The organism is Clostridium oryzae (assembly GCF_002029235.1).
GTDB classification, from domain to species: Bacteria; Bacillota; Clostridia; order Clostridiales; family Clostridiaceae; genus Clostridium_AE; species Clostridium_AE oryzae.
In genome coordinates this window covers 1-15,703 of the sequence record NZ_MZGV01000042.1, presented here as the reverse complement: position 1 = coordinate 15,703, position 15,703 = coordinate 1, and the positions used below count along the sequence as shown (strand labels likewise).

At 30.9% G+C, this 15,703-nt stretch carries 15 protein-coding genes; 2 read left to right on the top strand and 13 right to left on the bottom strand.

The annotated features are described in order from the left end of the window. Positions 1-69: 69 nt before the first annotated feature. From CLORY_RS16080 to CLORY_RS16070, 3 genes are all read right to left on the bottom strand, one after another. Positions 70-1,749, bottom strand: a complete 1,680-nt coding sequence (locus CLORY_RS16080; protein WP_079426349.1) for a B12-binding domain-containing radical SAM protein — start codon at positions 1,747-1,749, stop codon at positions 70-72. Continuing rightward, the gene (locus tag CLORY_RS16075) at positions 1,746-2,243 is read right to left on the bottom strand and encodes a hypothetical protein (RefSeq protein WP_079426348.1); all 498 of its coding nucleotides are present in this window, start codon (positions 2,241-2,243) and stop codon (positions 1,746-1,748) included. Before CLORY_RS16075 ends, CLORY_RS16080 begins: the two co-directional genes overlap by 4 nt. A gap of 161 nt (positions 2,244-2,404) precedes the next feature. Then, positions 2,405-3,112: a zinc dependent phospholipase C family protein gene (locus CLORY_RS16070; protein ID WP_079426399.1), complete on the bottom strand. Its 708-nt coding sequence runs from the start codon at positions 3,110-3,112 to the stop codon at positions 2,405-2,407. Positions 3,113-3,479: 367 nt separating this feature from the next. Here CLORY_RS16070 and spoVB point away from each other — a divergent pair, with 367 nt between their 5' ends. Further along, positions 3,480-4,991 (top strand): stage V sporulation protein B, encoded by a 1,512-nt coding sequence (gene spoVB, locus CLORY_RS16065; RefSeq protein ID WP_079426346.1) that lies wholly within the window; start codon positions 3,480-3,482, stop codon positions 4,989-4,991. Positions 4,992-5,084: 93 nt separating this feature from the next. Here the strand turns inward: spoVB and CLORY_RS16060 are convergent, their stop codons facing one another. Both CLORY_RS16060 and CLORY_RS16055 read right to left on the bottom strand, forming a co-directional pair. After that, on the bottom strand, positions 5,085-5,822 hold the full coding sequence (locus CLORY_RS16060) for a TIGR03943 family putative permease subunit (RefSeq protein ID WP_079426344.1): 738 nt from the start codon (positions 5,820-5,822) through the stop codon (positions 5,085-5,087). Between the two features lie 3 nt (positions 5,823-5,825). Continuing rightward, a complete protein-coding gene (locus CLORY_RS16055) occupies positions 5,826-6,896 on the bottom strand; it encodes a permease (RefSeq protein WP_242954438.1) in 1,071 nt (356 codons plus the stop codon). Positions 6,897-7,129: 233 nt separating this feature from the next. Here CLORY_RS16055 and CLORY_RS16050 point away from each other — a divergent pair, with 233 nt between their 5' ends. Next, positions 7,130-8,098: a methyltransferase domain-containing protein gene (locus CLORY_RS16050; RefSeq protein WP_169911653.1), complete on the top strand. Its 969-nt coding sequence runs from the start codon at positions 7,130-7,132 to the stop codon at positions 8,096-8,098. 16 nt (positions 8,099-8,114) lie between these two features. On the opposite strand, the gene CLORY_RS16045 is transcribed toward CLORY_RS16050, so the two are convergent. The 8 genes from CLORY_RS16045 to def all read right to left on the bottom strand — a co-directional run bounded on the left by CLORY_RS16045 (position 8,115) and on the right by def (position 15,547). After that, positions 8,115-10,844, bottom strand: a complete 2,730-nt coding sequence (locus CLORY_RS16045) for an FtsX-like permease family protein (protein ID WP_079426340.1) — start codon at positions 10,842-10,844, stop codon at positions 8,115-8,117. Position 10,845: 1 nt separating this feature from the next. Beyond that, complete coding sequence (locus CLORY_RS16040) at positions 10,846-11,547, bottom strand: ABC transporter ATP-binding protein (RefSeq protein ID WP_079426338.1); 702 nt, start codon at positions 11,545-11,547, stop codon at positions 10,846-10,848. Positions 11,548-11,679: 132 nt separating this feature from the next. After that, on the bottom strand, positions 11,680-12,309 hold the full coding sequence (locus tag CLORY_RS16035) for a TetR/AcrR family transcriptional regulator (protein WP_169911652.1): 630 nt from the start codon (positions 12,307-12,309) through the stop codon (positions 11,680-11,682). 220 nt (positions 12,310-12,529) lie between these two features. Continuing rightward, positions 12,530-12,994 (bottom strand): GLUG motif-containing protein, encoded by a 465-nt coding sequence (locus CLORY_RS16030; protein ID WP_079426334.1) that lies wholly within the window; start codon positions 12,992-12,994, stop codon positions 12,530-12,532. Between the two features lie 21 nt (positions 12,995-13,015). Then, positions 13,016-13,657 (bottom strand): class I SAM-dependent methyltransferase, encoded by a 642-nt coding sequence (locus CLORY_RS16025; RefSeq protein ID WP_079426332.1) that lies wholly within the window; start codon positions 13,655-13,657, stop codon positions 13,016-13,018. 185 nt (positions 13,658-13,842) lie between these two features. Continuing rightward, the gene (locus CLORY_RS16020) at positions 13,843-14,685 is read right to left on the bottom strand and encodes an MBL fold metallo-hydrolase (protein ID WP_079426330.1); all 843 of its coding nucleotides are present in this window, start codon (positions 14,683-14,685) and stop codon (positions 13,843-13,845) included. 14 nt (positions 14,686-14,699) lie between these two features. Next, a complete protein-coding gene (locus CLORY_RS16015; protein WP_079426328.1) occupies positions 14,700-15,065 on the bottom strand; it encodes a DUF134 domain-containing protein in 366 nt (121 codons plus the stop codon). A gap of 8 nt (positions 15,066-15,073) precedes the next feature. Next, positions 15,074-15,547: a peptide deformylase gene (def, locus tag CLORY_RS16010; RefSeq protein ID WP_079426395.1), complete on the bottom strand. Its 474-nt coding sequence runs from the start codon at positions 15,545-15,547 to the stop codon at positions 15,074-15,076. Positions 15,548-15,703 lie beyond the last annotated feature (156 nt).

Below are 15,703 nucleotides of genomic sequence, written 5' to 3'. Positions count from 1 at the left end.
CGGAAGTTCAATTAATTTTATAAACATATTATAAAATTATCACTTTAAAAATAAGTAACAGTTATCTTTTTACATGTAATAGATACTACTTAATTTACTTTTTTGTTCAGAATAAACACAACAGCATTTTCTATACATGTAGTCTTCATTATCCAATACCTTTTTCATATCAATATTGAAACCTTCCACAAATATTTTATTTAAGGCTTTAATATTATTCTCCTCTGCAAACTTTAATTTTAATTCTTTTTCCGTATCCTTTGATACATTTCGTTGAAGGAAGTCAGGAATCCAACTTTTTTTATTGCTATCAAGAAAATCATATTTAATTACATCATGAACTATAGTTTCATCTAATTTTAAAATTTCTTTATTAAATTCAAAAAGGCACCTATAGTAATCTGCTCCAGATAAACTTCTATTGAAGTAGCCTTTATTATCGTAATATATTGATAGCTTATAGAAAAATTCATAGGGACTTTCAAAAGCTTTAATAAGATAATTGATTGTATTTGTAAATTTGCCGCTGTTATTATATTTATCTACCATCTCCTCTACCTTTTTAAGTACTATTATATCCTGGTAGGATATATCTGCCGAACTAAGCACTTCATAAGGCGGATAGGGTAAAAACCTGTAATTCCATTTTTTATGATCATACCTAATAGATGAACCTTTAAGCAGTTTTAAAAAACCTAACTGAAGTTCCTGAGGTCTCATTTTATATACTTCATCAAAAGAGGCAATAAATGAAGAAATATCCTCTCCAGGCAACGCTGCTATAAGATCCAAGTGTAATTTTATATTTTTAATTTCCTGCAGCTCACTTACTCTTTTCTTAAGTGTATCTAGATTCATCCTTCTTGATATGTTATTAAGCACTGAATTGTTTGTTGTCTGAACTCCTATTTCAAACTGAAATCTTCCTTTGGGAGCTGATCTAAGGATTTCAATATCTTCTTCTCTTAACAAATCACCTTCTATTTCAAAATGAAAACACGTCTTTGTATCTGCTTCACATAAAAACTTCCATAGTTGCCTTGAATATTCCCCGCTGCAATTAAAAGTTCTGTCAACAAATTTAACTAAAGGAACTTCTTTATCCATAAATATTTTTAAGTCCCGCTTTACGAGTTCAATATCTCTCTGTCTAACACCTTTTATAGTAGAAGAAAGGCAATAGGAACAATTAAAAGGACATCCTCTAGATGCCTCATAATATACTATTTTGTTATTATTAAGTTCCTCTCCTTCATAGGGGAAGGGTAACTCATCCATATTTATCTGTGGTTGTTCACCTTTATATATGACACTGTTATTATCACTTCTATAAGCAATTCCTTTAAGCTCGTCCTTGTCAATAAGCCCTAGTTTATATTTAACAAAATCTCTATAGACATATTCCCCTTCACCTTTTATTAAATAATCACATTTTCTATGAAGTACAAGCTCATCACTATCATAGGATACCTCGGGTCCTCCATATACAATCTCAATGTTTTCATCTATTTGCCTTATTACGCTAGCCACTTTTAAAACGAGTTCCATATTCCATATGTAGCAAGAAAAACATACAATTTGCGGAAGCTGCTGCATGATTTCCTCAACTATTTTTTCAGCCCTATCGTTTATCGAAAATTCCTTTATTACCGCTTCATAATCTAAATTTGCCGTATAATTTTTCAAATATCTTACTGCTATATTTGTATGTACATATTTCGCGTTAAGTGCTACAAGTACTATTTTCATAATGTGTTCTCCTTCTTCTTTGCTCTTATAAAAAATATATTTTCAATCTGGTTTTCTTCTATTATATCAAAAAAACCCTCTATAAGTGTCTTGGTAGAACTTAGAGAATTTGATGTAAAAATATTATTTCTTCTTATATTCACGATCCTGTTATCCCCACTTTTAAAAATCATATTTACATCTGTATTTACCTTTTTACCTCGCTTTTTTTCCACATCCCAAATAATTATTTCTCCATCAGTCGACAAGCACTTTGCTGCCTCCTTTATAAGATCTTTTCTTTCACTTTCAAATGCTAAATTACTAACGTTAAAAAAAATTATAGCTGTATCATAAAAATTTGTTTTTATGTTCTGTCTATCTTCAGATACATAGTCAACCTCTACAGCATTATCAAGCTCTTTGCATATTCTATAAACAATACCATAGTTTATACTCCCTATGTCTAGTACATTTCCCTCAATTTTAACTTTTTCTATATCAATATTAACCATATCAGTTTAATCATCCTCCGTATATTTTATCCAAATATTGTATTATATAAATTCTACATTTTAAAAAAAATACCTTCAAGAATAACAAAAAGGGGTGGAAATGATTTACACGGGCTAGAAAATACCTTTTTCAATCACATCCATCCTTATGTTATTTCCAGTTATCTCTTAATAACAATATGTTCATAAAAATCTAACATAAATCCCGCAGTAGTAATCTGTGCTTCTTTTAATATAATTTGTGCTATCTCTTTGTATTTTTTATCTCTGTCTTCTATCTTTGAAAATTTCATATAAGTCTCATTAGCCAAAGAAGAACTTCCGTCAAAATATTGCTTAATCGTATCATATCTCTTTATGCCTCTATCTATCCTAAAAGAATAATCTGAGAGTAATTTAGAAATAATCCAAACTTCAAAATCCCTATGGCTGTTTAACAGTCTATTGTTCACATGTTGAGGTACCGTAACATCCTGAACCAAGTGGCAGCTGGCTCCAAAATAGAATATTGATTTTTCTATATCATTCTTAATATATAAACATTTAGCTTTATCGTAGTATCTTCTGCATTCAGTGTATGCGTCAGAAAAACCATAGAGTCCTTTATTCTTTTTATAATGATAGAAATGATTGGTGCTTTTAAAATCCTGATCCGCCCAGGTTACCCCTAAGTTCAGCTGAACTATATTATCTCTATAAAACTTATATACATCAAGATACCCTTCATTTGCTAATATTTCTATTGCTCTTATATTTATATATTTATGCACCGTACAATGTGTCTTTAATACCATTTTTTTCAATGGATTCACAGCAAACATAAGTCCCTGCATAGTCTTACCATAAGTATTTTCCAAACGATTGCGCACCATTATTTACTTCCCCTAACTAAAAAACTATATAATATATTTTTATCTTCACTGCAAAATATATTCCTATTAATAATATAATGCAAATTATATATTTATATTGACAAGCAAATAAATATTTTGTAATAAAAATAACCTCAAAAAGCTTTATAATTCTGCTAATTAGTTAAAAATACTATTTGCTATATAATTCATACAATCAAAATTCAGCATAGCTGAATTTTCACCTTCATTCCTAATTAACTATTTTTCATTCCTCGTTCTTAATTCTTAATTATATAATCCGTTATCTATTCATGAATATATCTCTGTCAATAAGAATAAATATTATTGTTATCAATAATTATAGGAGTATATCTACATATATATGATAAAAGACGATTTCATTAAAAACTCAATTTTGCTTACAATGTCAAATCTCACCACTGGTGTACTTGGTTTCATTTTCTCAATAATACTTTCTAGAGAACTAGGTGCTGAAGGGATGGGACTATATGGACTTATAATGCCAGTGTATAACCTTTTTATATGTCTTATCTGTGGTGGTATAGTTACAGCTGCTTCAAAAATCTGTGCGGAACACTTTGCTAAAAAATCCTTTAACAATATACCCAAATGTGTAAATACTACAATGATATTTAACATTATCTGGGCAGCTTTTATTGTAACTTTTGTACTTATATTCTCCACACAGATCTCCAGATACATAATTAGAGATAGCAGAACCTTATATGCCTTCAGAATAACTTGTCCCGCTATGTTGTTTATATCTCTTTCAAACACTTTAAAAGGATATTTCTATGGTGTTTCGAATGTTATAACACCAGCGTTAATAGATATTTTCGAAAAGACTGTAAGAATCTGTATCCTTTTTACAATATCGAAATTAATAACTTCAAGCTCTGTAATATATACCGTAACGGCAGCTTACTTTGCATTATGCATCGGTGAATTTATTTCGCTTATACTTCTCTATTTTTTTTATAAACGCAGCTTAACAAAATTACCTCCAGTACTAATTAAACCCGAAAGCAGAGCGCAGCTTCTATTCGATATTCTAGTTATATCAATACCTCTATGTATTAACGGATTTGTGGCTACTGGACTTTCTACAGCCTCATCACTTATTCTTCCAAGGAGATTGATGCTATCGGGGATAAGTTATACATCAGCTCTTGAAACAATAGGAAAATACACAGGAATGTGTCTAAACATAACAGTATTTCCAATGATAGTTATTAATTCTATCTCGATTATACTGATACCTGATTTATCTCAAAACATTATAAAAAAAGACTTCTACTCAGTAAAAAAAAGAATTTCAACCTTTATGAATTTATCGCTGCTATTAGGTATGTCTACAATACTTATCTGCACTACTAACGGTAAAAATCTTGGACAAATGTTTTATAGCAGAAGCGATTTAGGTTCTTATATAAAATTTGCTTCACTGCCTATACCCTTTTTATTTATGTCATCAGCTACTTTTAGTATATTGAATGGATTAAGTCGGCAAACTGTCATCTTGAAAAATACAATTTTGATGTCACTGCTTGAACTTTTCCTGTTATACACCCTAACCACTATACCCTCTATAAATATATACGGTTACAGCGTCACGATGTTTATTACCTCATTTATAGGAATTATTCTAAATATTAAGGAAATAGTTAAAATTATTGATGTTCCTATTATAGATTTTTCATTTTTAATAGCAGTCCTAAATTTTATATTATTTTATTACATAATAAGATTTGCATTTAATTTATTACCTGACCAATACATAATACTTAAAAATATAGCAATAGCGGCACTTGGCTTCGGATTTACTGCTGTATCATTAATATTAAGAAAATTTTATTATAGGAATGGTTACTAAGATAAAACTGATTCTATATTGAAACAACCATATATTTCATTGATGCTAGTATATACTAGTAATAAAACTAGTACTTACCAAAGTTATACCTAATCATTCCGGATATACATACTTATGTTTAGGTTTTTTTGCTAAGCTAAGTTTATTTACTTCTATAACAGGCATTAACGATGTTTCTCCATAATATTTTATCTTCTTATAATTTAATTTTCCGGTAACAGTCATCCACGCATTTTCAGTAAGAAATGAAGCTTTATCATATGTACATATTACACCATCAATTTCTGTATCTGCAGCGCAGCATACCATCAGGAGTCTAGCTATCATAAACTGATTTTTAGCAAGCTGTTTATCATGATATATAAAACCCTTTATTTGAATAGTTTTACCTATATATTTCTTAGGTTTACCATAAATAATTTTGTCGGTAACTGATGTATAATTATTATCTCCAATTATTATATCTGCCTTTGAAAGTATTCTATTCTTATTAAAAACAATATCTGATTTATATGTTCCGGTACTATTTGCTACTGAACTTTTCATTGATAACATATTCGATGTAATTCGCTGAGGATTTAGTAAAAAGACAATTACTACTGGTATTAAAAAAACATTTAGTGAAATTTTCTTTTTTTCATTTACAGTAAATATCCTTTTTATTTGAATAATACATAAGATAATCAAAAAATAGAAAGCTATACGCACATATATAATCATCCTTGGATGTATAAAATCATATATTTTACCTGTGCTAAGCAAATAGTTAAAATAGTAGGCTAATGCTGAAAGTATAAGAAACCATTTAAATTCTTCTTTATTGAATTGCATATTTTATAACACTCCTCCCAATAAACAATTTATACCTAAACCGATAGAAAAGCATACAATAAATATTGCTAAAATGAGTTTTATTATGAAGCTTACTTTAAACGTTGTGGCAATCATTAAAGTATTTTTTAGATCTATCATAGGTCCAAAAATCAAAAACGCAATTATAGAACCTGTAGTGAATTGTGCTAAAAAACTTCTCGCAATAAACGCATCAGTTTGTGAACATATAGAAAGGAAAAATGCCATAAGAATCATTGCCAGTACGGATATGACTTTATCGTGTCCAATAGAAATAAGACATGTTTTAGGCACAAAGGTTTGAAGCATAGAAGACAGGAACGCACCTAATATCAGTAATCTGCCGACATCATGAAATTCCATACTAGTATGCTCCAGCACGTGTACTATTTCTGCAAAAAGAACATGATGCTCTCTATGTTTATTCTCATGTTTATGGCAGTGACAGCATTCATGTTCATGATGCCCTTCGTGAAAATCATATCTAATAATATTATTTGTATTTTCAAACGTACCAATAATATTTCCTATGACAATAGCACTGATGAATCCAAAAACCACTCTCATTATGATTATTTTATGGTTATTAGAAAAAGCATAGTAAGTAGAGAATAGAACAATAGGATTTATAAGCGGAACAGAAAGCATAAAGGTTACAGCTATATGCAGCGGCATACCTTTTTTTATAAGTCTTCTTACTATTGGGAAAATGGCACAATCGCATACAGGAAAAAAGACACCCGTTAAAGCTGCAAACACTGATCCTACAAGCTTATTTTCAGGTATGATTGCCGCAATTTTTTCTTCAGATATAAAAACGTGAATGAGCGAAGAAATAAAAGTTCCTAGAATTATAAATGGAAATCCTTCTAATAATATACTTATAAATATAGTGCTGAAATTCTGCAATGAATTATGGGTTATCAAATTTCCTATTGCGACATTGAAAGAGTTTATGTTTATTTTTTGAGCAACCACAGGAAATACTAGTATGAAAAAAACAATTACTAAAATATACACCAATTTTCTATTATCACTTCTAGTTTCCATCATTAATGTAAATCACTTCCTTAGCATAAAAGTTTTTTTACCTATACCTTATATAAATATTCTTCTCACTCAAATTTATACTCAAGATATAAATATAAATAAAAACAATTTGCATTTACAATAAAAAAACATACTTGCTGTAGATAATAATTCTTATAAATCTTTTTCGGTACTTGACCTTACAGTGCACTTAAAGGTTTATAATGAAATTCAAAAGAATCGATTGGAGTGATTTAATGTTAAAATATAAAGAATGGGATACTATTTTTGAAAATTTAGTCCACGCCACAGTAAGTCCTGATAAAGGAGCTACATTTGAAACGTCAAAGTTATTGTCAGCACAAGTCATCAGATTTGCAAATATAAATAAAAGTGATACGATTATTGATATGGGTTCCGGCTGGGGGAGTCTTTCTATGGAAATTGCTTCTATTGCAAACAAAGTGATCTCTATTGAACCTTCGTTAGAAAATTTAGATGCAGCAAAACATAGAGCTTTAGATAACGGAATTTCGAATATCAATTTTATAAACGGAAGTTTTGAAAGTCCAAATTATTCCGGAAAAGCAGATATGATATTATCTTCTCTTGTCTTCCATCAGGTACCATTTAATAACAGAAAAATTGCAATAAAAAATGTTAAAAAATTATTGAAAGGCAGCGGAACTTTTATTATTTGCGATACTTTAATTCTATTCAATCCGCTATCTGAACCAGAAAAATTTAATCAAGTATATCGATACATACTTTCCAAAACTCTGCCATTAGATATTTATGAAAAACATGTAAAACCGTATTTTGAAGATAATGAAGATTATATATACACCTGGGATGATATGAAAAAGTATACTCCGAAAAACAATTGGTTCTATACCCTTAATGAATTAGAAAAACTTTTCAATATTGAGGGATTTAAAATTGAAAAAGTAGAAATAGAAACTTGTATTCCTATTTCTACGCCAATCTCCAAAACCGGTGTTAAATGTAAGAAAACTCAGCAATGTAAAGTCTTATCTATCACTCATAAAGGTTCATATAAATATTTAAACTTTGCCTATAGAGCTATTTTTGATTATGCAGTTGAAAATAATATTATCTACCAGAAACCTATTTTTGAATTTTATGATAGAGAACCTGGGATGATAATGAAAGGAAATCCTAAAAAATACATTACGCGAATTTATCTTCCAATAATAGAGCTTTAACAGTCTTTATATTTCTCTATTCTCTATTTTTTAATACCTCAGCAGGAGATAGCTTTTTCAGTCTTCCAACCAGCAGCTGATTAATAACGAAATACAAAAGCATTACTCCTGCAAAAATTCCCAAATACAGCTGCCCGCTGAATCTAAGATCAATTCCGCACGCTACATTAGATACAAAATACGGATATATGGTATCCATCAGTTTTTTAGCCAGCGGAATGCTGATTATTGCTCCAACTAAAATAATATAAAAATTTCCATTCAAATATAATTTCCGAACTTCTGCTGCTTTGTATCCAAATATCTTAATTAACGAAATGTTAAATGCTGATCTGTCAATCATAACCTTCATCATCAGATACATAACCACACAGAAAATAATTGATGAAACAACAATCAACATACTAATCATAGGTATCATCTTATCAATAAACACATCAGAACTTTTACTTATATCTTTTTTAGTAGTAACTGTATAAAGTCTACCAGCCGCTATATTCAGCTTTTGGGATGAAAGTACTACATTATAATAATCTTTTTTCTGCCCGAATAACTCACGCATACTATCAATGTCCATAAATGCATGCAATCCAACTGAATATGGTGCAATACCTGCTATTGTAAAAGCATAATCCATATTGTTGGCTCTATCCTCCAGTATTAGTTTGTCTCCCTTTTTCAGTTTAAACTTTTCTGCTGTTGAAGATGCTACAACTACTTTATTCTTACCTTTCACTGTATTTACATTAAAATATGGATTATTGTTATCAATACCAAGCAGTGTTATATCAAGGTTATAACCATGTGATTTCTTTGAAAGAGTTTCTGCATAGCATCCTTCGCCACTAGTTGGCACCTTTTTCTGGGGGTATTTATATGTGTACATATATTCATATTTCGTATCTGCCTTGTTTTTAACACTTATATTATGACACATCACGTAGCAGTCGATTCCTATCATCATAACCAACAGCGAAATGAACATTCCAAATATCACTGTAAAACCTGTTCTGGCTTCACGAAGCATCTGCCTTATCTGAAATCTGCGAACAAAACCCATATTGCCAAGATTAATATTGCTGATTCTGCTGTTTTTCTGTTCATTTCTTATCAGCTTTAGCGCGGGCTGTGACAATTTTTTGCTGATAACAAAATAATTAACTATAACAGCTATTACAGGTGGCATTATTACTCCATAAATAATTAAGTAAAATGGATAAAAAGCTTCTAGCTTAGGAACTGAATAATAAGTATAACAATCCTTCAGTTGTACGTTTACTCCATACTTACTGAAACCAAGCACAGTTCCACATGCCCCTGCAAGCAACGTTATAACTATAGGCAGTGTCAGATAATGCATTACAAGTTCTTTCTTTTTAACCCCCAATGCATACAGAGCTCCTATAGTACTGCTCTCTTTTTCTATTCCATGGATTACAAATACAGAAATTACATAAGTAAATAGAATCATCACAATGATTCCAGACACAAGTCCTGCATATTTATTAATGATCTGGTCTCCAGCGGAAGCCTTAATTCTTGGATTATCTGCAGCTGTAACAAATTGCGTAAGATCATTAATATTAACTTTAAAATATTTATTTAAAAGCTTATTCGTATTTTTTTTCAATTTCTGCATTCCTCTTGTAAGACTTGCTGCCCCTCCTGAACTTCTAGCTACCCCTCCTGTATAATCGTCAATTCCATGCTTATACTTTTCAAGAGCATCTAATTCCTTCAAGGTCAAACCAAGTTTAATTTTAAAGTCAGCTTTGTCAGTATTGTCAATACAGCTCTGCAAAACAGCTTTATAATTTTTTTCTGTAAGCTTCTGATTATATCCATATTTTTCAAGTTCATTATAGGTTTCATCAAGATATGTTTTAAAAATCCTATCCGCGCCAGCTTGTACAGTTATATTATTTTTCTTAAGTATTGATAATGATTTTTTTAATCTAGTTGCTCCAGTTGAAAGTTTTCCTATTCCGTTCTTAATGTCTTTCTTTTTTCCTGTGCTTTTATTGAGAAACTCCTGAAAGTAAGGATCTCTAACCTTTTTCGTATCAAGCTTCAGCTTGTTTAAATAATTTTTCAGCTTGCTATTTGTCATTTTCCCATTCAATTTATAACCATACACATATTCTTCTGTCTTTGAATAGTTTCCATTTTCTTTAAGATTTTCATACTTCTTATCCGTCACAAAAGCCAAGCCAAAATGTTTACTGTCTACATTGCTGTCCGACATGTTCTTAAGCATGGAATCATAGTCCGGAACTGTACCTATTCCAACTATTTTAAGCTTATCACCATCGATTGCAATATTATCTCCAACAGATAGGTTATGTTCTTCACTATATCTTTTTTCAATTACAGCTTCCTTAGAATTTTTGGCAGTTCTTCCCTTATCTATTACTATCAAATTTATCTTTTTTCTGCTTTTAAATACCCTTACGGTAGAATTATCTTTCAAAATATAATCCAGATAAAACATTTTCTCAAGTGTAATACCTTTATTTTTGAGTTTTCCTTCCTGTTTACCGGTCAGAGGAACAAATACACTGAATTCTCCATCTTCCAGATGATTTTTCAGTGACATAGAATTCACGTCGCTAATAACAGTATCTGCCGCTCCTACAAGGCTAACCACAAGATACATTCCAAGCACAATCATTAATCCCAATGCCAGATACCTGAAACAGTTACTTTTCAAATCGCGCAGCACGCGTTTTCTAAATATTTTCTGCATATTATAAATCCTCCAGTTCTGCTGCTGGTATTCTTGTTTCATTTTCATATTCTCTGCTTATTTGTCCATCTTTTATAATTATGACCTTATGAACCATGTTCTTTATAGAATTGTTATGAGTAACGATCAGCATAGTTGTGCCGTATTTACAGTTAATTTCCTCTAAAAGTATTAAAATATCTTTTGAAGTTTTTGAATCCAAAGCACCTGTCGGCTCATCACATAGCAATAACTTTGGGTTTTTAATTAACGCCCTTGCTATAGCACACCTCTGCTGTTGTCCTCCAGATAATTGAGATGGAAATTTATTCTGATGCTCTATAAGTCCCAATGTCTCCAGCAGTTCATCCATATTCAATGGGTGCTCTGACAAATATTCGCATACCTGAATATTTTCTTTTACTGTAAGATTCGGAACTAGATTATAAAATTGAAATATAAAACCAAGGTTGTCCCGTCTATAATCTGATAATTCCTCCTGCTTTAACCTTGCAATTTCCTTTCCATCAACTTTAATTGAACCAGAATCCAGCGAATCCAATCCACCAATACAATTTAAAAATGTGGACTTTCCTGAACCGCTCGCTCCTTGTATGACACACATCTTTCCATGTTCCAGTCCCGTTGTGATTCCTTTTAATACCTCAATATAGCTTTCATTTTCACCATAACTTTTTTTCATAGCTTTTACTTCTAAATACATATCTCTTTCCCCCTATACTTTTACTTCAATACGATGTTATTGCAGCTTTTTTATTTGTAAGCTTTTCAGTCAACATAACAGCGTTATGTTGGTACTATTTTTTTAGCTATACGCTATTTATAACGTATAGCCTCACCATTTCTTATCTGGTAAACAAAACATTCCATACCAGCCGTTTATTAAATATTTAATTATCAAATTCATATGCTTCAATGCTTCTTTTTCAGAAATTTTATGAGTAAGCATATGTACAAATACATCAATAAGCATATGTGATGTCCAATGAATTATATAGTCATCTAGTTGTTGTATGTTTAGCTCTTGAGCAAACTTATTCGCCATAAGTCTATACTGCTGCTCTGTAATGGATACGAAGCGATCGATGCTATTCTCAAAGCGCGATCCTTGTGATTTAGTTAAGATTAGCTGAAATTCTTCATAATACCGATAAATATAATGAACAACCTGATTGGCTGCATCAATATCTTCCGAATGATCATCTTTTCCTAATATTCCTTTCTGAATCTGCTCCATTTCCCCCTGATAATGCTTAAGCATTATAGCATATAGCTTATCCAAAGGTTCCTGCACAAGTGTAGCAAACAAATCCTCTTTATCCTTAAAGAAGAAATATAACGCCCCAGTAGTAACCCCTGCCTTCTTACAGATATCCCGTAATGATGCTTTGTTATACCCTTTCTCTAGAAATTCCTGTTTTGCACAAATAAGTAGTTTTTCTTTCTTTTCCCTTTCGTCTTTCAAGATAAATCTTCCTCCTGAAAAAATATTAACCATATTAGATAACACCGTTATGTTATTACTTTTCATAAATTTTGTCAATAACCTTATTAATATTTTTTCTCAATAACAAATAACGAAACTATAGTACACAACTTTTAATTATTTCCATCCACTCCTTTGGTCTCCATACTAGTGTTTCTTCATGCTGTAAATACAAAAGCGGTATTCACCAAATATTTTTTCAATAACCACACAATCCTCCTACCGCATGTGCTTTATTGGGTGCTGTAATCTTTATATCTGCCTTGCAGAATTTAATAGTTTTCATGTTCTCAAGGCAGCCTCCTACACCTCCTAACCCAACAGGTTCATTACCTTTGGCAGCAACTTCGCCTCTGGCATTGCAATTTTCAATGTTTCCTCCAAAACTGCCGCCAACAATTAAGCCTCCACATTCTGCCACATCATACTGAATAATACGATCATCAGTAAACTTATTATCACCAAGCACATTGATTTTTGCATTTTTTACTACACAATTCTTAATCTGTCCATATTCGTTTCCACCAATTATGCCACCCGCACAGTCAACACCAGAAATTACATTTTTGCCACTTAAAGTTAAATTATCTACTGTTCCTTGATTATACCCAATTATAGCACCTGACGCCATATATCCTTTTACTGTTGCATTTTTAACAGTCAAATTTTTTACAACAGCTATTGATTACATTTTCCTTCCGCAGCATATAAAACGCATCATCCCAGCACTTTCACAGCTTTCTAATTTAAATCCGTGTTTTTTATACAAATTCTCCATTTCTCCACGTCCATAGATGTGTACATCACCCATATTCATATTAGGCAGAAATAAACGATTCTCAATCCATCGAAACACTTTCCAAGTTGTAACGTCCAGAATAATCAGTCTTCCTCCTGCTTTTAACACACGCTGTGCACCATCAAAGAAAGCTCCCGGATTCGGATAATGATGAAAGCTTTCCGTACAGATTACTACATCAAACTGTTCATTTTTAAATGGCAGGTTTTCTGAGTCTCCATTCATAAAAAATGCTGACGATATTTCTTTGCTCTTGGCAACTTTAATCATCTCTTCCGATAAATCAATACCTGTATAACTTCTTGATGGATATTTTTCATGTAAAAGTGTGATAACATTCCCCGTACCGCATCCAACATCCAGAAGTTTTTCAAAAGTTTCTTCTTCAAGCTTTTTTAAAATATATGGATAATCATGCTTGCACATATTATATATATCCATAAGGTTATTCTGGTCAAATTTATGAGCTTCCCTATTAAATTCCACTCTTGATAGCTCTTTGTAATCCTTCGTCTTAGATTTTTCCATAATAATTCCCCCTAATTTTCTATTATAGAATAATTTACAAATATCCGTTGAGTTAGTTTCTTCTAACTCAATATAACACTTTTTTATTATGATTTCAATTAAAAAACTATTTTAATTGCATAACAAAAAAAAGAAAAATGTTCCAAATAATAAGGATACATTTTCCTATTAATTCCAGCTAGAATCTATACATTCAAACTGATGACATTACCTGTGTTATTGTATATAAACTTCTTCCCAAACTGATGTCCTATTTCTTCAATTGCTTTTTCTCCAGTACAGTGAGATAAACCTAACACTTGTATATTCTTTTCTTTAAAAAAGCTTAGTGTCGCATTTAATCTTGCTTCATCAGCTTCCACCAAATGCGTTCCTCCTACTACGCCATAGATTTGCATATTAGTTCTCTCCATGATTGTATCTAAAATGTTAACTATTCCTATATGGGAACAACCTACTATAATCACAAAACCTTTATCAGTTTTTACTCCCAATACTATTTCATCTGAAAAATCGTCCTGACAATAGCCTTCCTTTTGCTTTACTTTAAATTTTTTATTTATAAGTTCAAATTCATTACTTCTTCTAAAATTAGAAAATACCATTATTTCTTTATTAATATTAAACATATCTTCTTCAATATATTTTATACTAATATTGTTTTCATTAACAAATTTCTCATCAAAAGAATTTCCATTATATTTATAACTTCGTCCTTCTGCACATTTATATTTACTGTTAAAAAATTTTTTTCCTATGATTAATTTATATGAGACTTTAACTTTATCTACAAACGCTCTAAATCCTCCGCTGTGATCATAATGACCATGACTTAAAAAAACATAATCCAAATTAAGTAAATCAATATTTAATAATTCAGCATTTTTAACAAAATCTCCACTTTGCCCAGTATCAAATAAAATCCTTATATCATTTATTTCTAGATAAAGTGATAAACCATGTTCATTATATAATTTTAAATTATCATCCGGATTATTTTCTATAAGTGTAGTTATTTTAAACTTCAACTAAATCACCAACTTTACTTCATACTTCTTCCATACCTATGTCTATGACAAACACAGCCCTCACAACTTTCTCTATCTCCAATATCACTGCAAAGTCTATAATCTCCTCCCTCTATTTTCAATATTTTACCATTTACTAGGCTATCAGCTATTTTCCTTCTCGCATCATCATATATTCTTTGCACAGTTGAACGTGCAACTCCCATTGTATCTGCGCATTGCTCTTGATTTAATCTTTCTAAATCCATGAGTCTGATTGTCTCATATTCATCTACTGACATTACTATTGATTCATTTAACTCTGATAAACTATCTATAGGACCAAATTTATCAATCTCCGGTAATGTACAAACTCTTCTCCATTTTCTCGGTCTTGCCATTAATTATTTCACCTCTGTATAGTAATATTTTTAATAGTTCCAGAAACTGCTTTATCAATAAATGAAATGCCATCAAGATGGTCAATTTCATGACAGAAAGCTCTTGCAAGAAATCCTTCGGCTTTCATCTCCACATTTTCACCATGCTCATTAATACCTCTAACTATTACTTTATACGGACGTATAACTTCACCTATTAATTCAGGAATACTTAGACATCCTTCCGTATCCCTTTGTTCTCCTTCTTTTTCTATTATTTGAGGATTTATAAGTTTAATAAGACCATCACCTATATCAATAACTATTATTCTTTTTAATATTCCTACCTGCGGTGCTGCCAACCCTACACCATCTCCATTATACATTGTTTCAGCCATATCTTCTATTAACTGCAATACTTTTTTATCTATCTTCTCAACGTACTTTGATTTTTTCCTCAATACCCCATCTTTTTCATAATTAGTAATATTTCTTAAAGCCATATTCATTTTTTCCTCTCTTTTAAAACTTTGTTAGTGTAAAGTTTTTTACACTATTCTTTTAAAAATTTCTTTATATATCAAGGGTTACAGAGTTTTTTTGTATAAAAAAAACAATGACCCCCAATTTCATGTTATAATTGAATCTCTAACCAAACA

Excerpts from the sequence above, each read along its gene's own strand:
- CLORY_RS16025 (WP_079426332.1), bottom strand. The coding sequence starts at position 13,657 with ATGGAAAAATCTAAGACGAAGGATTACAAAGAGCTATCAAGAGTGGAA.
- CLORY_RS16060 (WP_079426344.1), bottom strand. The coding sequence starts at position 5,822 with ATGCAATTCAATAAAGAAGAATTTAAATGGTTTCTTATACTTTCAGCA.
- def (WP_079426395.1), bottom strand. The coding sequence starts at position 15,547 with ATGGCTTTAAGAAATATTACTAATTATGAAAAAGATGGGGTATTGAGG.
- CLORY_RS16055 (WP_242954438.1), bottom strand. The coding sequence starts at position 6,896 with ATGATGGAAACTAGAAGTGATAATAGAAAATTGGTGTATATTTTAGTA.
- CLORY_RS16045 (WP_079426340.1), bottom strand. The coding sequence starts at position 10,844 with ATGCAGAAAATATTTAGAAAACGCGTGCTGCGCGATTTGAAAAGTAAC.
- CLORY_RS16080 (WP_079426349.1), bottom strand. The coding sequence starts at position 1,749 with ATGAAAATAGTACTTGTAGCACTTAACGCGAAATATGTACATACAAAT.
- spoVB (WP_079426346.1), top strand. The coding sequence starts at position 3,480 with ATGATAAAAGACGATTTCATTAAAAACTCAATTTTGCTTACAATGTCA.
- CLORY_RS16040 (WP_079426338.1), bottom strand. The coding sequence starts at position 11,547 with ATGTATTTAGAAGTAAAAGCTATGAAAAAAAGTTATGGTGAAAATGAA.
- CLORY_RS16075 (WP_079426348.1), bottom strand. The coding sequence starts at position 2,243 with ATGGTTAATATTGATATAGAAAAAGTTAAAATTGAGGGAAATGTACTA.
- CLORY_RS16050 (WP_169911653.1), top strand. The coding sequence starts at position 7,130 with ATGTTAAAATATAAAGAATGGGATACTATTTTTGAAAATTTAGTCCAC.
- CLORY_RS16015 (WP_079426328.1), bottom strand. The coding sequence starts at position 15,065 with ATGGCAAGACCGAGAAAATGGAGAAGAGTTTGTACATTACCGGAGATT.